19 protein-coding genes and 1 pseudogene are annotated in these 18,105 nt (G+C 61.5%); 5 read left to right on the top strand and 15 right to left on the bottom strand.

Going from position 1 to position 18,105, the window contains the following annotated elements; translation table 11 throughout:
* Positions 1 to 32 precede the first annotated feature (32 nt).
* The 10 genes from prfA to rpmJ all read right to left on the bottom strand — a co-directional run bounded on the left by prfA (position 33) and on the right by rpmJ (position 6,032).
* On the bottom strand, positions 33 to 1,115 hold the full coding sequence (gene prfA, locus ACVWY8_RS12900) for a peptide chain release factor 1 (RefSeq protein WP_011433196.1): 1,083 nt from the start codon (positions 1,113 to 1,115) through the stop codon (positions 33 to 35).
* Positions 1,116 to 1,169: 54 nt separating this feature from the next.
* A complete protein-coding gene (gene rpmE / locus ACVWY8_RS12895) occupies positions 1,170 to 1,394 on the bottom strand; it encodes a 50S ribosomal protein L31 (protein ID WP_011433195.1) in 225 nt (74 codons plus the stop codon).
* Between the two features lie 76 nt (positions 1,395 to 1,470).
* Positions 1,471 to 1,881, bottom strand: coding sequence for a 30S ribosomal protein S9 (rpsI, locus tag ACVWY8_RS12890; RefSeq protein ID WP_011433194.1), 411 nt, complete (start codon positions 1,879 to 1,881; stop codon positions 1,471 to 1,473).
* Complete coding sequence (gene rplM / locus ACVWY8_RS12885) at positions 1,878 to 2,333, bottom strand: 50S ribosomal protein L13 (protein WP_011433193.1); 456 nt, start codon at positions 2,331 to 2,333, stop codon at positions 1,878 to 1,880. The genes rpsI and rplM overlap by 4 nt, the downstream gene beginning before the upstream one ends.
* A gap of 45 nt (positions 2,334 to 2,378) precedes the next feature.
* Positions 2,379 to 3,236: a tRNA pseudouridine(38-40) synthase TruA gene (gene truA, locus ACVWY8_RS12880; protein WP_457395436.1), complete on the bottom strand. Its 858-nt coding sequence runs from the start codon at positions 3,234 to 3,236 to the stop codon at positions 2,379 to 2,381.
* 13 nt (positions 3,237 to 3,249) lie between these two features.
* A complete protein-coding gene (gene rplQ, locus ACVWY8_RS12875) occupies positions 3,250 to 3,600 on the bottom strand; it encodes a 50S ribosomal protein L17 (protein ID WP_011433191.1) in 351 nt (116 codons plus the stop codon).
* 95 nt (positions 3,601 to 3,695) lie between these two features.
* Positions 3,696 to 4,703, bottom strand: a complete 1,008-nt coding sequence (locus tag ACVWY8_RS12870) for a DNA-directed RNA polymerase subunit alpha (protein ID WP_414331185.1) — start codon at positions 4,701 to 4,703, stop codon at positions 3,696 to 3,698.
* Positions 4,704 to 4,837: 134 nt separating this feature from the next.
* A complete protein-coding gene (rpsK, locus tag ACVWY8_RS12865; protein ID WP_011433189.1) occupies positions 4,838 to 5,224 on the bottom strand; it encodes a 30S ribosomal protein S11 in 387 nt (128 codons plus the stop codon).
* A gap of 84 nt (positions 5,225 to 5,308) precedes the next feature.
* A complete protein-coding gene (rpsM, locus tag ACVWY8_RS12860; RefSeq protein WP_011433188.1) occupies positions 5,309 to 5,692 on the bottom strand; it encodes a 30S ribosomal protein S13 in 384 nt (127 codons plus the stop codon).
* Between the two features lie 223 nt (positions 5,693 to 5,915).
* Positions 5,916 to 6,032, bottom strand: a complete 117-nt coding sequence (gene rpmJ / locus ACVWY8_RS12855) for a 50S ribosomal protein L36 (RefSeq protein ID WP_011433187.1) — start codon at positions 6,030 to 6,032, stop codon at positions 5,916 to 5,918.
* A gap of 165 nt (positions 6,033 to 6,197) precedes the next feature.
* On the opposite strand from rpmJ, the gene ACVWY8_RS12850 reads away from it, so the two are divergent.
* Both ACVWY8_RS12850 and ACVWY8_RS12845 read left to right on the top strand, forming a co-directional pair.
* Positions 6,198 to 8,174 carry a carboxypeptidase regulatory-like domain-containing protein gene (locus ACVWY8_RS12850; protein ID WP_457395438.1) on the top strand — a complete coding sequence of 659 codons (1,977 nt, stop codon included), beginning with the start codon at positions 6,198 to 6,200 and terminating at the stop codon, positions 8,172 to 8,174.
* 88 nt (positions 8,175 to 8,262) lie between these two features.
* The gene (locus ACVWY8_RS12845) at positions 8,263 to 9,324 is read left to right on the top strand and encodes a carboxypeptidase-like regulatory domain-containing protein (protein ID WP_457395440.1); all 1,062 of its coding nucleotides are present in this window, start codon (positions 8,263 to 8,265) and stop codon (positions 9,322 to 9,324) included.
* Positions 9,325 to 9,688: 364 nt separating this feature from the next.
* Here the strand turns inward: ACVWY8_RS12845 and ACVWY8_RS12840 are convergent, their stop codons facing one another.
* From ACVWY8_RS12840 to ACVWY8_RS12830, 3 genes are read right to left on the bottom strand one after another with little or no spacing between them, the layout of a single operon-like run.
* Positions 9,689 to 10,309, bottom strand: a complete 621-nt coding sequence (locus tag ACVWY8_RS12840; RefSeq protein ID WP_457395443.1) for a hypothetical protein — start codon at positions 10,307 to 10,309, stop codon at positions 9,689 to 9,691.
* Positions 10,288 to 10,746, bottom strand: a complete 459-nt coding sequence (locus ACVWY8_RS12835; RefSeq protein ID WP_457397171.1) for a thioesterase family protein — start codon at positions 10,744 to 10,746, stop codon at positions 10,288 to 10,290. Before ACVWY8_RS12835 ends, ACVWY8_RS12840 begins: the two co-directional genes overlap by 22 nt.
* Positions 10,710 to 12,245 (bottom strand): hypothetical protein, encoded by a 1,536-nt coding sequence (locus ACVWY8_RS12830; RefSeq protein WP_457395449.1) that lies wholly within the window; start codon positions 12,243 to 12,245, stop codon positions 10,710 to 10,712. The genes ACVWY8_RS12835 and ACVWY8_RS12830 overlap by 37 nt, the downstream gene beginning before the upstream one ends.
* A 225-nt stretch (positions 12,246 to 12,470) precedes the next feature.
* On the opposite strand from ACVWY8_RS12830, the gene ACVWY8_RS12825 reads away from it, so the two are divergent.
* The 3 genes from ACVWY8_RS12825 to ACVWY8_RS12815 all read left to right on the top strand — a co-directional run bounded on the left by ACVWY8_RS12825 (position 12,471) and on the right by ACVWY8_RS12815 (position 16,849).
* Positions 12,471 to 14,579, top strand: coding sequence for a tetratricopeptide repeat protein (locus ACVWY8_RS12825; RefSeq protein ID WP_457395452.1), 2,109 nt, complete (start codon positions 12,471 to 12,473; stop codon positions 14,577 to 14,579).
* A 102-nt stretch (positions 14,580 to 14,681) separates the two neighbouring features.
* Positions 14,682 to 15,863 (top strand): 3-dehydroquinate synthase, encoded by a 1,182-nt coding sequence (gene aroB / locus ACVWY8_RS12820; protein ID WP_457395455.1) that lies wholly within the window; start codon positions 14,682 to 14,684, stop codon positions 15,861 to 15,863.
* Entirely contained in the window at positions 15,842 to 16,849 is a 1,008-nt protein-coding gene (locus ACVWY8_RS12815) for an aspartate-semialdehyde dehydrogenase (RefSeq protein ID WP_457395458.1), read from the top strand. Before aroB ends, ACVWY8_RS12815 begins: the two co-directional genes overlap by 22 nt.
* Here ACVWY8_RS12815 and ACVWY8_RS12810 read toward each other — a convergent pair.
* Both ACVWY8_RS12810 and ACVWY8_RS12805 read right to left on the bottom strand, forming a co-directional pair.
* Positions 16,846 to 17,850 (bottom strand): DUF7933 domain-containing protein, encoded by a 1,005-nt coding sequence (locus tag ACVWY8_RS12810; protein ID WP_457395461.1) that lies wholly within the window; start codon positions 17,848 to 17,850, stop codon positions 16,846 to 16,848. The two genes, ACVWY8_RS12815 and ACVWY8_RS12810, sit on opposite strands and share 4 nt — an antisense overlap.
* An 83-nt stretch (positions 17,851 to 17,933) precedes the next feature.
* Positions 17,934 to 18,105, bottom strand: a pseudogene (locus tag ACVWY8_RS12805) (IS5-like element ISSoc13 family transposase); the annotation flags it as partial.

Below are 18,105 nucleotides of genomic sequence, written 5' to 3'. Positions count from 1 at the left end.
GATCCCATTCGCTGGCGGTAACTCAGTTTGGCCTAGGATAGCTCCGCCAACAGCTCTTTTTGGTAAAGGCCAATACAAGCCTGGATCAAGTCGTCCAGCTCCCCATCCAAGATGGGCTGCAGAGGGAAATTCTGGTTGAGGCGGTGGTCGGTAACGCGGTTGTCCTTGTAGTTGTAGGTGCGAATTTTTTCCGAGCGGGATCCCGTTCCCACCTGCATGCGCCGAGCAGAGCTGATGGAGGCCTGTTGCTCCTGCAGCTTCATCTCGTAGAGTTTGGCCCGCAAAATCTGCATGGCCCGCTGGCGGTTCTGCAGTTGGGAACGCTCCTCGGTACAAAACACCCGGATCCCGGTGGGCTTGTGGAGAAGATCCACCGCCGTCTCCACCTTGTTCACGTTTTGGCCGCCTGCCCCCCCAGAACGTGCCGTTTTGATTTCGATGTCTTTCGGGTCGATGACCACCTCCACCTCGTCCACCTCTGGCATCACCGCCACCGTGGCCGTCGAGGTGTGGACACGGCCTTGCGCTTCGGTGACGGGCACCCGCTGCACCCGATGCACGCCAGCTTCAAACTTGAGCTTGCTGTACACCTGATCCCCTTGAATCTCCAGGATCGCCTCTTTGTAGCCCCCCAGCTCTCCTTCCGAGAGGCTGGCCAGACGCACCGACCAGCCCAGCTTTTCGGCGTAGCGGGTGTACATGCGGGCCAGATCCGCCGCCCACAGCGCCGCCTCCTCCCCACCGGTGCCAGCGCGAATCTCCAACATAATGTTCTTGTCGTCGTTGGGATCCCGGGGCAGCAGCAGCAGGGTGAGCTTTTCCTCCAGTTGTTCTTGGCGGGCCCGCAGTTGCTCAAGTTCCGCTCTTGCCATCGCCTCCAGCTCCGGGTCGGAGGCCGATTCCCGCAAAAGTTCTTCCGTCTGTTGCAGATCGCGATTCAGCTTTTGCCAGTCGTGAAAAGCCTGGACGGTGGCCTCCAAGGAGGAGCGGGCCTTGGCAATCCGCTGCAGCTCAGCTGGATCCGTGGCCACGTCCGGATCGGCCAAGCGCACCGTCAGCTCCTGAAAGGTGGCTTCGACATTCTTAAGCTGGTCAATCAGTTGAGCAGAAGCCATAGACTTGCGATACCCAGGAATCCAAGTATTGCCCACACCCAGATGGGGGAACCTCTACTTGGCCTTTTTGCCACCGCTCATGCCGTATTTGCGCATGAACTTCTCCACCCGGCCTTCGCTGTCGATGATCTTCTGGCTGCCGGTGAAAAAGGGATGGTTGCCCGACCAAACATCCACCTTGAGCTCCGGCTTGGTGGATCCCACCGTCATCACCACTTCGCCGTTGCAGATGACTTTGGCTTCTGGATACCACTGCGGGTGCAATCCTTTCTTGGGCATAACCCTTTCCTCCTCTGGGCCTGTTTCTATACCCTTGTCTATCAACATCTTCCTCTAAAAACAACGGCAGGGATCCCTAGCGCTTCGAGTACTGGGGAGCCTTGCGGGCCTTGCGCAGGCCGTATTTCTTCCGCTCCACGGCGCGCGGATCCCGTTTCAGATAACCCTCTACTTTCAAAGGGCCGCGATTGGCCGGATCCACCTCGCAGAGGGCGCGCGCCACCCCCAGCTTGATCGCATCCGCCTGGCCGTGAACGCCGCCGCCATGGGCTCGCACTAGGATATCGTAGGAGTTTTCCAGACCAAGGATCTCCAGCGGCCCCTTCACACTGGCCAGCAGGGCTTCTTGATACTGCAGATACTGGTCTCCCGGCCTGTCGTTGATGATGATTTTGCCCGTGCCGGGCACCAAACGCACGCGGGCAACGGCGGTTTTGCGGCGTCCCGTTCCCCAATAAACGGCTCGTTGGCTGCTCGCTTGAGTCATGCTTTGGCTCCTGGGATCGTGTTGAGGGGATAAACCTGGGGTTGCTGGGCCTCATGAGGGTGGTTTGGCCCGACATAAACTTTCAGCTTGGTGAATTGCCGCCGGCCCAAACGGGTGTGGGGCAACATTCCCTTGACCGCTTTTTCCACCACCCGCTCCGGCAGGCGCGCCTGCAGTTGGGCAAAGGTTTCCACTTTCATGCCGCCAGGACGGCCAGAGTGGCGGCGGTAGAGCTTTTGGGTGCGCTTTTTGCCAGTGACCACCACTTTCTCAGCGTTGATCACAATTACATAGTCCCCCGTATCCAGGTGAGGGGTGAAGTCCGGTTTATGCTTACCCCGCAAGAGGGTGGCCACAGCGGCGGCCAAGCGGCCCAGGCGCTGATTGGCAGCATCCACCAGATACCAGCGGGGCGCCAGAGTCTCGGGGTTGGGAAGGGGAGTTTTGTTCATGGCAGCCAAGGAAACATATCAGGACAAGCTTGGAGATCGCCCAGATCAACCGCAGGAATGGGCCAACGCAGCCGGCGACCGGAGGGCGGAGGGAGGCTCTGTGGGCAAGGCCCAAAAGGGCGGCGAGTGGGCGAACCGTTGACCGAAGGGATCCGCAGCATAGCCCACATCCGTCAGGCACAGCCCTTGCGGAGGAGCGCTGTAGCGGGTGCGCATCTGGCTCCAGTCGTTGTGTTGCCACAGGTGGACAAACTGTGCCGGGCTGAGCTGGCCCCGGCCCACCACCTCTAGGGATCCCACCAAGAGCCGCATCATCCGGTAGAGGAAGCCGCTGGCCTGCACCTCGATGCTGATCAAGTCCCCCAGCCGCTGGCAGAGCACCTCCTGCACCTGTACCCGCGAGTGGGGCCGATCCGATCCCCGCCGCCGGAAGGCTTCCAAGCTGTGCTCCCCCAGCAGGGAATTCAGGGCTTCCGCCATCGGCTCCACCTGCAGAGGCCAACGCACTTGCCAGCTAAAGAGGCGCCAGAACACATCCGGTCGCTCCCGGTTCAGGATCAGGTAGCGGTAGCGGCGCCAGCGAGCCGAAAAGCGGGCGTGCCAGGAGTCAGGCACTTGAGCAGAAGCCAGCACTACCACATCTTCCGGCAGACAGTCGTTCAGCACCCTCGACCACTCCGCCGCAGGGATACCGGAGGTGGTGTCGAAGTGGGCCACCTGGCCTGCAGCATGAACCCCCGTATCGGTGCGACCGGCCCCATAGAGGGTTACCGGATGCCCCGCCCGCGACGCAATCGCCTCCTCCAGCACCCCTTGCACGGTACGGCGGGCTGCCTGGCGCTGCCAGCCATAGAACCTGCTGCCGAGGTACTGAATTCTCAGGGCAATGCGACGGTACGGCATGGATCCCTTTCCGCTACACCAGCTCGATGACCGCCATTTCTGCTCCATCCCCCCGCCGATGCACGGTGCGCAAGATGCGGGTATAGCCACCGGGCCGATCCCGGTAGCGCTCAGGAGCCTGCTCAAACAGGGAGCGCACCAGCTCCTTGTCGTAGATGTAGGCCAGCGCCTGTCGCCGCGCCGCCAGGGATCCCTCTTTGGCCAGGGTGATCATCTTCTCGGTGGTGGCCCGAATGGCTTTGGCGCGGGCTTTGGTGGTGGTGATCCGCCCTTCCCGCAGCAGAGCCGTGGTCAGCGCCCGCATCAGGGCCTTGCGCTGGTCGGCGGGCTTATTGAGGTGGGGGGTACGACGGCGGTGGCGCATGGTAACCTCTGTCTTGTGTCCTACACTCTTCGGGGATCCTTGCGTTTTGACGCGGTTGTGCTAGCGGTGCAGATGCTTGAGACGGAACCTAAACTCTAGGCCTTGCCTTTTTCGCGGGTGCGGGGCAGTGTCAGACCAAAGCGGGCTTTCAAAGCCTGCACCACCTCTTCGGCAGACTTCTGGCCAAAGTTTTTGATCTCCAGCAGATCTTCCTCGGTATAGAGCAGCAGATCGGCCACCGTGTTGATCTGAGCTCGCTTCAGACAGTTGTAGGCCCGTACCGAGAGCTGTAGCTCCTCGATGGGGATCTGGTTTTTTTGGTTGTCCTCGTCTGGCTTGGGCGGCACAGGAGCATCGAAGCTGACCTCCTGCAGCGGTGCGAACAAGCCCACCAAAATGCGGGCCGCTTGGCTGAGGGCCTCTTGCGGGGTGAGGCTGCCGTTGGTCCAGATTTCCAATACTAGCCGATCTTTTTCCAGGAATTGGCCCACCCGAGCTGCTTCCACAGCGTAGTTCACCTTGCGCACCGGCATGAAGACAGAGTCGATCTGCAGAAAATCAATCGCCATCGCTTTGCTGTCGGAGTAATCGACGGCGCGGTAGCCATGTCCCCGGCCAATCATGAACTCCATTTCCAAAATCGCCCCTTCCGCCAGGGTGGCAATGTGGTGACGGGGGTTGATCACCTCCACATCGCTGGGCAATTGCAGCTTCTCAGCAGTAACTTCCCCTGGCCCCTGAGCCACCAAGCGGCCCACCTGAGTCTCGGGGGAACTGGAGCGCAGCACCAGCTCCTTCATGTTTAGAAGGATCTCCATCACGTCTTCCCGCACCCCCGGCACCGTGGAAAACTCGTGGGTCACCCCGGCAATGCGTACAGCAGTCACCGCCGTCCCCTCCAGATTGGAGAGCAACACCCGCCGCAAAGCGTTGCCCACCGTGATCCCTTGGCCGCGCTCCAGCGGCCCCAGAGCAAATTTGCCGTAGTGAACGCCGTTATCATCCCGATGAGATTCAACACACTCGGTCTGGTAGGCAACAGCGCTTGCGCTCGCTCTGCTGCCCAGAGAGTGGGAGAGGGTTCGGCTGGTTTGAATCGTCATGGTGGCCCCGTCCGTCTGGCTCGACATCCGTTTGGAGAACTGATGAAACTTCGAGGTCATCTCACGCTTGGGCAGACCTGTAGCTCTGGAGCAAACTCCTACAGACGCTCGACCGGCCCTCAACGCGGGATCCTTTAGACACGCCGCCGCTTGGGGGGACGGCAACCGTTGTGGGGAATGGGGGTAATATCTCGAATAAGGGTAATTTCCAGGCCCGTTGCCTGTAGAGCGCGAATGGCGGTTTCCCGACCGGCTCCCGGCCCGCTCACCATCACTTCGATCTGGCGCATGCCGTTCTCCATGGCTTGACGCGCCGCACTTTCTGCTGCCATTTGGGCGGCGAAGGGAGTGCCCTTTTTGGCCCCTTTGAAGCCCGTAGAACCTGCCGAGGCCCAAGACACCACATCGCCGTTGGGATCCGTGATGGTGACGATGGTGTTGTTGAAGGTGGACTGAATGTAGGCCACCCCATTGGGGATGTTCTTTTTGACTTTACGTCCGCGCCGTTGCTGCCGAGCCATGATCCAGGTGTCCTTGCAATCGACTGTTTGGGGTTGGGATTCGGGATGGTGGAAGAGTTTTGCCTTCCGCGCAAAGCCGAGCGACTACTTCTTGGCGGGAGCTTTCTTCTTGCCGGCCACCGTCTTCCTGACCCCCTTGCGGGTGCGGGCGTTGGTGCGGGTGCGCTGGCCACGCACGGGCAGACCCAGGCGGTGGCGACGACCTCGATAGGTGCCGATGTCGATCAGCCGCTTGATGTTCATCGCCTCCTGGCGGCGCAGATCCCCTTCCACCTGGTATTCGCCCTCCACCACCGTCCGTAGGGCGGCCACCTCAGCGTCGGTGAGGTCGCGGGTACGAGTATCCGGATTGATGCCGGTCTTCGCCAAAATCTGGCGGGAGCGGGTTAGCCCAATGCCGTAAATGTAGGTGAGGGCAATCTCCACTCGCTTTTCTCGGGGGATGTCAACTCCCGCAATCCGTGCCATAGTCAGGGGTACCTTTCAAATCAAACCAACTCGAACACACTTGCCCAGTAAGGATTGAGTTGCCTGCCTGAGATGGGATCCTCATTCAGAGAAATGTTGCTGTAGAGATGCCGGTCTTGGGATCTATGCTCGCCGAGAGATCTGGCCAAAGTTTTGCTCAGTTGTGTTGGGATCCCTCGCTTCTGTCTCCCATTGCAGGCTGGACACATCCTGCATCGAACCTCTAGCCCTGCCGCTGCTTGTGCTTGGGGTTGGAAGAACAAATGACCATCACCCGACCGTGGCGGCGGATGACTCGGCATTTCTCACAGATCCGACGGACGGAAGGCCGCACCTTCATGGTTGATCCTGACAAAACCAGCGAATATCCATTCTATGTTCGTCTGGGCAACCTGTCAAAATGTGTTTGGGTTTGCTGACAGCGAGCGGACAGTCGGGTTGGCTATGCTGGTTGGGCAAGGATCTCCTGAGTCAAAGTAGGCGCGACTGTGGGGTGGAGAAGGCCATGCGGTGGCAATGGCTGGTTGTGCTGAGTGGTGTGCTGGGGCTGGGATCCCCCGTGCTGGGGCAAGGGATCCCTTCGCCGGAGGCAGGCTCTTCCTCTGCTGGGAGGAACTTTTCTGCGGATGGGAACGGCCTGAGGACAGAGGGGGATTGGCTTTTGCCGTTGCGCAGCTCTGCCGATCGCATCGATGGGGTACCGGATCGGGGCTGGGTTGCGGTTGGGCTGTTGGAGGAGCAGGCCGTGACCCTGCTGGATGGGGCCAGCGGGGATCCCCTGTGGCAGGCGGCGGTGGGGTTTGCCCCCAGTGTGGTGCGGGTGGATGAGGCACGGCAGGTGGTCTACGCCTCTGGCCCCAATGCCCCTGGGCTGGTGGCCCTCGATCTGCTGACGGGGGAGCTGATTCAGGCTTATGGGTTGCCGGCAGGGGTTTTGGATATTGCCGTGGATGCGGCCACAGGGCGGGTTTTTGCCTCCCTGCCCTCTGCCCAGAGTTTGGCGGTGATGGCTGCTCCCCTGCGCGTCAGCGGTGCGCAAAGCGACCCCTCAGAGCAGCCGCAAGCCCGCAATTTGCCGATGCCTGGCCCCCCTTTGGCGCTGGCCTACGATGCGGAGCGGGGATCCCTGTTTGTGGGCCTAGCCGGGGAGGATCCCCTCAGTTTGCTGGTGGTCAACCCAGACAATGGGGAGTTGTTGGCCCGTTGGCGCGGCGGCAATACTCCGGAAGCGATGGCTTTGGATGCCGAACGGCAACGCTTGGTGGTGCTCAACTCCGGCAGCCAAGATCTAACAGTGCTGGATCTGAGCCGCAGCGGCGAGGCCCTGCAGCGGGTTGGCCTGGATTGGCGACCGACGCGGCTGGCCCTTTCCCCGGATGGACGTTGGGCTTACGTGACCTCCCGCGATAGCGACCGCCTGCAACTGGTGGATTTGCAGACGGGGCGATTGGCAGCCTCACTGCGGCTGCAGGGACAACCGACGGGTCTGGTGATGTTAGACGGTCGGGATCTGTGGGTGGTGGCAGCAGGGATCCCAGCTTTGCGCCGTTTGCAGGATATTCAGGCTCAAGTTGGCGACGGCGGGACAGAGGTCCTGAACGGGGGAGTCCCCTCTCCAGGCAACCGCGGTGTGGTGACCGGGCGGGTGCTGGATATTGCCGGCCAACCTGTTCAGACGGGGGTTTTGCACCTGGCCGCCACGCCAACCCAACCCAGGCAAACCGTCCGCATTGCTGCCGACGGCACTTATGTGCTGCCGGAACTGCCGGCTGGCCTGTATTTGGTAGATGTGGAGGTGCCGGGTTTTCCCCTGACCAGCACCCAGGTGGAAGTCCGGGCCGGCTTTGTCTCCACTCAGGATATTCGCCTGCCGCCCGGGGAACCGACCCGCCAGCCGGAGGGCATTGGCCTTTTGCCCGATGAACCCGTTTACTCGGATGAGCTGGCCCGCCACCTCAGCATGGCCCTGAAGGAGTTGCAGCCCCAGCGACCGGTACTGCTCTTGAAGGGGCCTCTGGGGCCGGATCCCCGGTTTGAGCCGCTTCTGCCCCTCACCCAGGGCCTGACTTTGTTGGATCGGGATGAGCGCTACACCTCCGATTTGGCCAAGCTGAAGGTGATCGGGGATGCCCTGGGATTGCGCTATATCCTCTTGACCCAGATGCAGATCTCGCGGGACTACAACCGCCAGGGCAACTCTCTGCTGAATACGGCCTTACGCTTTGTGGCCCCGACGGTGCCGGTGGAAATTCCCAACTTCACCCCCAACCAGCTGCGCAGCCGCGGGGTGGTGGTGGTGGTGGACTTGCAGAGGGATCGGCCTGGGGATCGGGCTCGCTACTACGAAGCCTATGGGCGGGATGATGTGGGCGGGGATCCGATGTTTGAAGATGCGGCAGCGGGCCTGTTTCGGCTGCAGGTGCGCAACATGGTGCCGGTGTTTGTCCAACAATGGCAAACCAACAACCCCTTTTCTGGGTGAGGATCCCTGCAGCAGGATCTTGCCCTGTTCGCGTCAGGGGTGCGGAGCAGAATAGAACCGACTGCTACTACCGGATGCAACCTTCGCTATGCCTTTTTTCTTCTTTCATCCTCTCCGGCACAGGATTAGCTATCGCTACGCAACGCTCTCGCGAACAGGCAGTCTGGCCCTCTGCGGCTGGCTGGCACTGGCTTCAGGAGCGCTGGCTCAGGCTCCGGCCACCCCCATTCCGCGGTTGACGCCGTTGTTTCCCTCCCAAAACAGAGGGCAGCCCCAGGGAACAGCACGGCTGGTGGGGCAGGTGAGCAACAGCGTGGGGCAACCTGTGGCGGGGGCACAGGTGCAGTTGGAGGGCATGGAGAACCCCAATCAGCCGATTCAAACCGATGAGCGGGGCGCTTTTGAGCTAGACCATGCCCCAGCCGGGCGCCGGATGTTGACGGTGTGGCACCCCGACTATGAAAAGGCAGAGCAGGAGATCCTGCTGCAAGGGGGCCTGACCACCCCTGTGGATGTGGTTTTGCAGGTGCCCATTCGGCCTCAACCCCGCCGTCGCCTTGGCATTTTGGGGGTGGGAGGGTTGGAGCATACCCAACTGTTGGGCCAGCGCCTGGCCATAGAGGCGGTGCGTCTGGGCTTGATCCCCAACGGCGAGAAGGTGGTGCCCCTGGACAACCGTCGCATTCAGCCCATTTTGCAGAAGGTGGGCTGGCCCATCTACGAGCTGTTTGAGTGGGATCGCCGCAAGCCGGAGGCGGTGGGCCAATTTTTCGATTACCTGGGCCTGGAAGCCATCGTCATCGCCCGCGTCGATGTCCTCACTCGACCAGCTTCGCCAACGGAGCTGAGCCTGCGTTCCCGCAGCCGCCTGGAACTGTGGCGGTTTGATGAGCAAGGCAACCTTGTGGTAGATATCCTGGCCGAGGCCAGTCGCGATCAGGTGGAGCGGAGCAACCTCAATGCTGCCGAGCTGGCCCAGCTTTATCAAATCCAAGTCACCCAGATGGCTGCTGAGGTGGGATCCCGCTGGAAGGAGCATCACCCGCTGGCCCAGTACCTAGAACTGGCTCAGGGAGAAGCCCCACCCCCACGCTCTCGCCTGGATACGGCTGTGGAGCTGCGCATCCCCTCTGCCACACCGACTCCCTAGGTCTTAAGCAGAACAGCTCCGGGATCTCTTCTGTTGTCGTGAAAGGGATTGTCCTCTGAGTTCGTCTAGCAACGACGGGAGGAGCCGCCCGAAGAGTGGCGAGAAGAGCTGCCCCCCGATGAAGGGCGGGAGGAGGAGCCGAAAGAGCCAGAAGAGCGCGAGGAGCCGCCACAACAGGAGCTTGCAAAGCTTGGATCTGGTTTTGCAGTTGTCTGCAGCGACGCTGCCTGCGCCAGTACATTGTGCCGCCGATTATCCCTGCAGCACCTGCCCCCACCCCTACCAACGGCCAGGGCGAAGGGGGAGGCGGGTAGGTCATGCCTCTGTTGAATTGCTGCCCGGCGCTGCAGCCGGCCTGACCGCGTCAGCGCTGCAGTTCCCCCCCCAGCGCTTTGCTCCTGACGCCAGCTGTCCCATGGGCTATTTTTGCTGGGGATCCCTTCCGATGGCGCGATAGGGCGAGCCACCCCAGTTTCAAGGCCAGCCCCAGCACCTGCCAGCCGCGCAACCGGATCACCAGGGATCCCCATCCGTGCCAACCGATGCGAGCGAAGGTCAAGCGCAGGTGTTGGGCCAACTGAGGGGGTAGAGCGGCGATCAGCCCCAAGCATTGCCCCGTCAAAGCTGGATCGGCAAAGCCAATTTCTACGCCGCCTTGCCAAGATTGGATGTGGAGCTGCTTGCCCAGCTTCCACAGGTAGGGCCAATAACGCGGCCAATCTCCGAGGGAGCGAGGTTCTCCCCGCTGTACCGGCCAACGCCCGCGAAGGCGCAGGGATCCCCAACGCCATTCCCAGCCACGGCGGCTGCCCCGCACAGTCCACCCCCCCCACCCGTGCCATTTCCAGATCCAGGCGAGGGGTCCCTGCCAGGGCTTGCGGTAGTACACGATGAGCCGTTGAGGCCAGAACAAGAGAGTTCCCACAAAGACGGCCAGCAGCAATCCCAAAGGACTCCGTCCCGCTAACGCGAACAGCTTGAGCACCGACTGGGATCCTCCGCGGTCAATCCATAGCGGGCCAGAAAACGGGGCAAATCGACCACCAGGCAGGTGTAGGATCCCTGCATCACCAGCCGCTCCTGTTGGGTAATCTCGACCTGAAACCGAATGCGTCTTCCCTCCACGGCCACGACTTCGACCCGAACCTGCAAGGGATCCCCCGCCACCGCTGCCGACCGATGTTCCAAGGCAAAGCGGATCCCGACCGCCGCTTCCTCCGGCTCGTAGAAGGGCTGCAAGGTGTTGTGGCTGCACCGCTCGATCAACGTCAACAGAGCTGGGGATCCGATCACCTTCACACCGGGGTTGCCCAGAGCCTCAGCGGTTTGTTCTGGGCCGAGGATCCCTTGCCAGGTGCCGAGGGTGCCCAGGGGAACAGGTTTCATCAGCGGGCGGGGGCGCGCATTCTCCCAGAGTGCCATAGGCTCCAGCCTTGCCAGAGCAGGAGAATCAACGCCAGGATCCCGACCACCCCGGCCAGCACCAGCGCCCGTTCCAGGCGGGTGGCATGGAAGCCGGTTACCGTCCAATCGCGGCTGAGGTTGGATCCCAGAATGGCAAGCACAGCCAGGCCCAAACCTCGGATCCCCAGAGATTCCGCCCCTCTTCCCTCCTGCTGCAGGAGGATGGGCTGCAGCGCCGCCAGGATCAAGGCGGTGGTCAAGGCTCCCAACAGGAAGGCCGCTTGCGGCTGAGCGTGAATGAAGTAGCCCACCCCCACCGGCAAAGCCAGGCTAGCCAGCGTCAGGGCGATCCCCGTCTGCAGGGGTTTGTCTGGCCCGTATAGCCAGTGAATGAGCGCCGCCAGCGCCATGGCCGCCATTCCCAGGTACAGCGCCGCCGACACATAGGGTTGGGTGAGGTCGATCCCGGCAACCTGCAGGTTGAACTGGTGCAACAGGTTTTGCAGCAGAGGGCGGGCCGACAAGAAGAGGGCTGCCATCGCCCCCCAGCGGCTGGGAAAAGCCAGACATCCCAGCCCCAAGAGGGCCGCCCCGTAGGATCCCCCCAATCGCAGCGCCAGCAGCGCTCCTCCGCCCACCAGCGTTAGGCCCACACAGGCCCGCCAGAGCAGCCGTCCTTGTTGCTCGGCAACGCTGACGCGACCGGCTAAAGCCTCCGGCCCGCTGACATGAGCAGGTTCCCCTGGCGCGGGGATCCCCTGTCCCGTCTGGTTTTCCAAGGCAAGCAAGGCCCACGAGAGCAGCACCCCTGCCCCGTAGAGCAAGGCCCAAAAGGGATCCTGGTATAGGCCGTTGCGGGTCAAGGCCAAGGCCAGCGCCAACGCCACCAGCCACCCCACCCCATGCCCCACTGCCGACAGCAGCCCGGGGGAGTCTTCTGAGGCGGTCAAGAGCGGCACAGTGCCTGCCACCAAGCTGAGGGCGGCCAGCCCCACCGGCAACAGCACCTGCCAAGGGAGATCCGGCTGGGATCCCATCTCCAGCAGGCGAGATCCCCAGGTTATGGCGGCAATGCCGCTCCACCCCTGGCCCAGCGCCATCAGCAACGACAGGGCTTCCGCTGCGGCCAAGACCCCCAGCAAAGGGATCCCCACCAAGCCCATCCCCAGGCCGCAGCCCCACAGAAAGAGCATTCCATGCTGCTCCGCAATGCCGATGCGACTGGGGGAGCCGATAGCCAGACTTTGCCAGGCCGCCAAACTGAGCAACAGCACCACCAGCCCTTGCCCGGCCCGACCGCAGCCACTCAACCCCAGTAAACCCACCCCCACCAGGCCCCCCAACAACAAAGCCAGGGGGATCAGATCCGGCAACTGACCCAGCCAGCACCCCAGCGCCGCCAAGGCCACCAAGCCCAGCCCCACTGCCGGTTGCCAGCGGCGAACGGATCCCCAGCGGCGATATCGAATCGCTTCCAACAGCAAGACCACCAAGCCAATCGCGGCCGCAATCGCCAAAACTCCACCCAGCACGTGCTCCCTCCTTTCAAGCCCTGCACCAACTATCGCCTATCGCTGTCCGGTCATCATCGCCATTCAGAACCAATCGAGCGGAAGCGTTGCCTAGCATCAGGTTTGCTCCTTGCCCCAGACCCGATGGGGAGCAAATGCGTTTGCGTTTGTGAAAGCATCGCGCAGCGATAACGCAAAGATAAGCTGGAGAAGAGCAGCGAGCGGGCGTTCATGTCTTCAGAGCATTACAAGTTCGACCTTTTCTTGCGCTACCACCGAGAGCAAGCCCGGTGGGCGCGTCAACTGGCGGAGCGGCTGGATCGCGAGGGTTTCAAAGTCTGGTTTGACCGCTGGATGCTGCAGCCGGGGGATAACCGCAAGCTGGAGCTGCAACTGGCCATCGAACAATGCCGCTGGGTGGGAGTGGTGGCCTCTCCAGAGTTTGTTGCCGATCCCTGGCCAAGGGATGAGCTGTACAGCGGGTTTCCCCATGCCCCGGCACGACAAAACCAGCGCCTGCTGACGCTGCTGCACACCCCCACTGAGCTACCCCGCCCCCTGGAAGAGGCGCCCCTGCTGGATTTTACTGGCTCAGAAGAGGATCCGGTGCTGTTTGAGTACCGCGCCTTGGAGCTAATGCACTTTTTGGATCCCAGCTTCCCTGCCCCCGGGGATCTGCAGCGGTTCCGGCTGCAATACCGCCGCCGTGAGGGGAAAGAGTCCCTGGAAGATGAAGAGGTGCGGGGATTTCAGGCCTTTTTGCGGGCCATCCAGATGGCCATCCTGCGCATTGCCACAGGCGAAACCCCCTCCGCCACGCCAGAAGAAGGAGCGCGTCAGATCGCCATTTTGCAGTTCATTCAGCGGCTGTTTCAGTGGAACAGTGCCGACATCCAATTCGAGCGGGGGGAAGACTGGCGTCGCCGCGGCAACCTGACGGAAGCCCTGGCCGCCTACGACCGGGCTCTGAACATGGATCCCAACTTCGCCCTGGCTTGGAGCCGCCGTGGGGATGTGCTGGTGCAGCTGGCCCGCTACCGCGAGGCGGTGGACAGCTACAACGGATCCCTGAGCATCAACCCCTACGACGAAGAAACCCGGCTGCGCCTGGCCCTGATTCTGGGGCGCCTGGGGCAGTACAAGTCGGCGGTGGTTAACTACGACAAGGTGCTGGAGAGCAACCCGGAAGATGCTCTGGCCTGGCATAACCGCGGCATCCGCCTGCTGCAACTGAAGCGGTCTAAGCTGGCCCTGAACAGCCTGAACAAGGCGCTGCGCTACAACCCCAAACAGCCCCGCACCTGGCTGGCCCGTGGGATCGTGTTGCGACGGCTGCGGCGGCCCAGCTCGGCAGCGGCTAGTTTTGCGCGGGTTTTGAAGCTCAACCCCAGAAGTGCGCGGGTTTGGCGCTACCAAGGCAATGCCCTCTTCCACTGCCACCGGCTGCGCTCGGCTGTCGAGTGTTACAAGCGCTCGCTGCGGCTGCGTCGCCGGGATCCCATAACCCTGCACAACTTGGGGGTGGCCCTGCTGCGCTTGGGGCAGTATCGGCTGGCCAGCAAGGCTCTAGAACGCGCTCTGCGCTACGATGCCGACAACTACAAAAGCTGGTACGCCCGCGGTGTGGCCTTCCAGAAATTGGGCTACCTGAAAGAAGCCTGTATCCACTTCGAGGAAGCCCTCAAGATCAAGCCGGAGCACTTTCCAGCCCGCTATGCCTTGGCGGTAGCTCAGCAGGAGCTGGGGCAATATGAGGCCAGCCTACGGCATTTCCAGCGCTTGGTGCAGCAGCGTCCCGGCAGTTCTGCCTGCTGGTTTGGCCAGATCACCGGCCTGCGGCGCCTGGGCCGGCTGGAAGAAGCCCGTGCCGCCTGCCAGCAGATGATCCACCTCAACGAACGGGATCCCTGGGGCTGGTTTGCCCTGGGGTTGATCTACAGCGAGCTGAGGGATCCCGAACAAGCTGTGCAAGCCTACTCGCGGGTTTTGCAGCTCACCCCAGAAGATGCTGTGGCCCTCAACAACCGCGCCTGGGAAGCCTTGAAATTGGGGAAGCTGGAACCTGCCCTGGCAGACGCCCAACAGGCCACGCACCTGGATCCGCAGCGGCCCGCCTTTTGGCATACCCTGGGGCTGATTCAACTGCGGGCCGGCCAGCGAGCAGCCGCCCAAGCCAGCTTGCAGCGCTGTCTGGAGCTGGATCCGCAATTTCAGCCGGCCCAAGCCGCCCTGCAGGACTTGGCCCAGGAAGACTCGGCCTCGCCGGCGGGAACAGCTCTGCCGGATTTGGAAACCCTCACTCCCCAGTCGGAGCCGCAGCCAGTTGACCCCAACCCCTAGCAGGATCCCCTGGGCTTTCAAACTCCCAAGGACAGTGCCTGCAGCACGCCGACGGGAGCAGAACATGCCACACTGGATCCCACCCCCTCAGCACCGACACGCATGGATCCCTGTCTGATTCCTGTCAAGCTTCCCCACAGCTCCTACGATATTCTCCTCCAGTCTGCCGAAGGCCCCCCTGGCCACAGCCTCATCCAGCTGGGATCCCAAATGCGAGCTAGAGGGCTTTCCGGCAGGGCTCTGGTGGTGAGCCATCCCGGCATTGCCAAACACTTTGCCGAGAAGTTGCTGCAGGGGCTGCAACAAGCGGGGTTTGCCGCCCACCTCTGCCTATTGCCTGCCGGCGAACGCTACAAAACCCTGCGCTCGGTGGCCAAGATCTACGACGCCGCCCTAGCCTTTGGCCTGGAGCGCTCCTCCACCTTGGTGGCGCTAGGAGGGGGGGTCATTGGCGACATGGTGGGGTTTGCTGCCGCCACCTGGCTGCGCGGGATCCCTTTTGTGCAGGTGCCCACCTCCCTCTTGGCCATGGTGGATGCGGCCATTGGTGGCAAGACCGGCGTCAACCATCCTGGCGGGAAAAACCTCATTGGGGCGTTTTATCAGCCGCGCCTGGTGTGGATTGATCCAACGCTATTGCAGACTCTGCCCCAGCGGGAGTTTACCTCAGCCCTAGCGGAGGTGATCAAATACGGCGTGATTCAGGCTGCCGACCTATTTGAGTTTTTGGAAGATCGACCCCAACTGAGCCGCTATACCGACTTTACTCCCGCAGACTTGCACTACCTGCTGCGCCGCTGTGCCGAGTGCAAAGCCTGGGTGGTGCAGCAGGACGAGAAAGAAGCGGGCCTGCGGGCCATCCTCAACTACGGCCACACCCTCGGCCATGCCCTAGAAGCTGCCACCGGCTACCGCCGCTATCTGCACGGAGAAGCTGTCGCCATCGGCATGGTGGCTGCCGGGGAGATCGCCCGCCGCCTGGGGTGGTGGAGCGCTGCTGAAGCCGAACGGCAACAACGCCTCATTAAAAAAGCAGGACTGCCCAGCCGGTGGCCGGCCGGGATCCCTTGGGAGGCAGTGCTGCAGGCAATGCAGGCCGACAAGAAAGTCAAACAGGGGCGGATTCGCTTCGTTCTGCCCCGCCGCATCGGCCAGGCCGAGCTGACCGATCAAGTCGAGCTGGCAGAGGTGCAGGCTGCTTTGGCCTCGATTACAGCAACCTCTGGAACCCTAGAATTAGGAAAACCTAAGGACAAGAAAACATGGCACGGCAACAACGGGTAGCCATCTTGGGGGCCACAGGAGCAGTAGGGACGGAGCTGCTGACGCTATTGGAAGAGCGCCACTTTCCTGTAGCCGACCTCAAGCTTTTGGCCTCGCCCCGTTCAGCGGGCACTTATTTGACCTTCAAGGGGGAACGGATCCCGGTGGAACCAGTTTCAGAAGCGGCCTTCCGGGGCCTGGATCTGGTGCTGGCCTCTGCCGGAGCCGGTGTCTCCAAAACCTGGGCCAGAACCATCGTCGAGGCGGGGGCGGTGCTGATTGACAACTCCAGCGCCTTTCGCCTGGATCCCAATGTTCCGCTGGTGGTGCCGGAGGTCAACCCCCAGGAAGCCTTCCGTCACCAAGGGATCATTGCCAATCCCAACTGCACCACCATCCTAATGTGCGTGGCCATCTACCCCCTGCATCGCCACATCCCCCTGCGCCGCGTGGTGGCCGCCACCTATCAATCGGCCAGTGGGGCCGGGGCCCGCGCCATGGTGGAGCTGCAAGAGCAAACCCGCGCCTACCTCCAGGGGCAGCCGTTGCAGCCCCAGGTGTTCCCTTACCCCATTGCCTTCAACCTCTTCCTCCACAACAGCCCCCTGCAAGAGAACGGCTACTGCCAGGAAGAGATGAAAATGGTCAACGAATCCCGCAAGATTATGGGATCCCCCAACCTGCGGCTCACTGCCACCTGTGTGCGGGTGCCGGTGTTGCGCACCCATGCCGAAGCCTTGAACCTGGAGTTTGAACAGCCCTTCCCCGTGGAAAAAGCCCGGCAAATCTTGGCCCAAGCTCCAGGGGTGGTGCTCATCGAAGATTGGCAGCAGAACCGCTTTCCCATGCCCATCGACGTGGCCGGCAAGGACGCAGTGGCGGTGGGCCGCATCCGCCAGGACATCTCCGAGCCCAAGGCCCTGGAGCTGTGGCTGTGCGGGGATCAAATCCGCAAAGGTGCGGCCCTCAACGCCGTTCAAATTGCCGAGCTGCTTTTGAAGGACTAATTCACTTTAACTGTCCAGGTTACTGGCCCCGCTGTAACAGGGTCAACCTCAGTGCTTTTCAACGTCACCGGGGAGTTGAGGTAATCATAGTCACCTTTTGGTGTCAAAGGTACCGCTGTTTTTACAGGGATGGTCACTATGCAAGTTTGTCCTGGGGCTACTTGTCCTCCGGTGAATTTAATGGTGTCCGTGCCCGCCAGAGCTGTGAGAGCGGCGGCGCCGCACGTAGCAGGTGTAGTAATACTACCCCCCCCACCGTCAATTTGCAAACCATTACTCGGCGCTTGCGGCAAGGTGTGGTCAAAGGCCAAGTTCGTCAATGGAATGGCTGCCTTGTTGGTGATGGTAAACGTCAATTTTGCGTTGCCGGTATTTCCGGCCGTTATGGTATGCGGGTTGGGAGCAAAGGCCATGGTAAAGGTGGGAGCTGGCACCGTTACCGTTAGGTTGATAGCCGCAGCGGTGGCATTGGGCGCTTGGTTGCTGCTCAGGGTTACCGCGGGGCTGGTCAGGGATCCCGCTGTCGTGGCTGTAACCTGAAGATCCAGGCTGATGGTGCAGCTAGCGTTGGCTGCCAATGAGCCGTTGACCAACGAGATGGAAGGGGTCGCTGGTATCACCGTCCCCCCACAGCCATTGTTCAGGTTGTTGGGATTGGCAACGATCAAGCCGGCAGGCAAGGTGTCGGAAAAAGATAGACCAGTCAGCGGCAGAGCGGCTGTGTTGGTGATCGTGTAGGTCAGAGTTGTTGTGGCATTAGGGCCGGCAGCTACCGAGGTGGGGCTAAATGTCTTTCTAAAAGTCGGGGCACCCGTTGTGGGCGTAGGTGTTGGGGTTGGGGTGGGTGTTGGAGTTGGGGTCGGTGTAGGTGTCGGAGTTGGAGTCGGTGTAGGTGTAGTCACTGTCGTCCCACCGCTTCCGCCGCCACCGCAGCCGGTCAGCCCCAGAGAGGCCGCCCCTAGACTCAAAGCCAAAAGGTTTGTAACTGCTTTTTTCTGCATCGCTCTCTCACTCCTCATCACCAGACTTGACTTTAGTTTTCTTTAGTTTTTGTCGACCCGCCTTACTAGGTTGTGTTGATCTTTCATTTGAGCCAAAAGAGAGCACTGACGAGATAGAGAAAACTCAAGAAGTTCCTGGCCAATTTGTCAAAACGAGAAAATAGATGCCGGTACTGCTTTAACTTATGAAAAAAGCATTCGATTAAATGCCTCTCTTGATACAGATGCTTGTCATAATGCCGCTGCGTCTTTCTA

This window comes from Thermostichus sp. OS-CIW-32, from assembly GCF_054060415.1.
This window is presented reverse-complemented; position numbering and strand designations above follow the sequence as displayed.

Coding starts and splice junctions, on each gene's coding strand:
- rpsK (WP_011433189.1), bottom strand. CDS start 5,224: ATGGCTCGGCAGCAACGGCGCGGACGTAAAGTCAAAAAGAACATCCCC.
- rplQ (WP_011433191.1), bottom strand. CDS start 3,600: ATGCGCCACCGCCGTCGTACCCCCCACCTCAATAAGCCCGCCGACCAG.
- ACVWY8_RS12845 (WP_457395440.1), top strand. CDS start 8,263: ATGCCTTTTTTCTTCTTTCATCCTCTCCGGCACAGGATTAGCTATCGC.
- prfA (WP_011433196.1), bottom strand. CDS start 1,115: ATGGCTTCTGCTCAACTGATTGACCAGCTTAAGAATGTCGAAGCCACC.
- rpmE (WP_011433195.1), bottom strand. CDS start 1,394: ATGCCCAAGAAAGGATTGCACCCGCAGTGGTATCCAGAAGCCAAAGTC.
- ACVWY8_RS12835 (WP_457397171.1), bottom strand. CDS start 10,746: ATGGCACTCTGGGAGAATGCGCGCCCCCGCCCGCTGATGAAACCTGTT.
- ACVWY8_RS12810 (WP_457395461.1), bottom strand. CDS start 17,850: ATGCAGAAAAAAGCAGTTACAAACCTTTTGGCTTTGAGTCTAGGGGCG.
- rplM (WP_011433193.1), bottom strand. CDS start 2,333: ATGAACAAAACTCCCCTTCCCAACCCCGAGACTCTGGCGCCCCGCTGG.
- rpsM (WP_011433188.1), bottom strand. CDS start 5,692: ATGGCACGGATTGCGGGAGTTGACATCCCCCGAGAAAAGCGAGTGGAG.
- aroB (WP_457395455.1), top strand. CDS start 14,682: ATGGATCCCTGTCTGATTCCTGTCAAGCTTCCCCACAGCTCCTACGAT.
- truA (WP_457395436.1), bottom strand. CDS start 3,236: ATGCCGTACCGTCGCATTGCCCTGAGAATTCAGTACCTCGGCAGCAGG.
- ACVWY8_RS12850 (WP_457395438.1), top strand. CDS start 6,198: ATGCGGTGGCAATGGCTGGTTGTGCTGAGTGGTGTGCTGGGGCTGGGA.
- ACVWY8_RS12815 (WP_457395458.1), top strand. CDS start 15,842: ATGGCACGGCAACAACGGGTAGCCATCTTGGGGGCCACAGGAGCAGTA.
- ACVWY8_RS12825 (WP_457395452.1), top strand. CDS start 12,471: ATGTCTTCAGAGCATTACAAGTTCGACCTTTTCTTGCGCTACCACCGA.
- rpsI (WP_011433194.1), bottom strand. CDS start 1,881: ATGACTCAAGCGAGCAGCCAACGAGCCGTTTATTGGGGAACGGGACGC.
- rpmJ (WP_011433187.1), bottom strand. CDS start 6,032: ATGAAGGTGCGGCCTTCCGTCCGTCGGATCTGTGAGAAATGCCGAGTC.
- ACVWY8_RS12870 (WP_414331185.1), bottom strand. CDS start 4,703: ATGACGATTCAAACCAGCCGAACCCTCTCCCACTCTCTGGGCAGCAGA.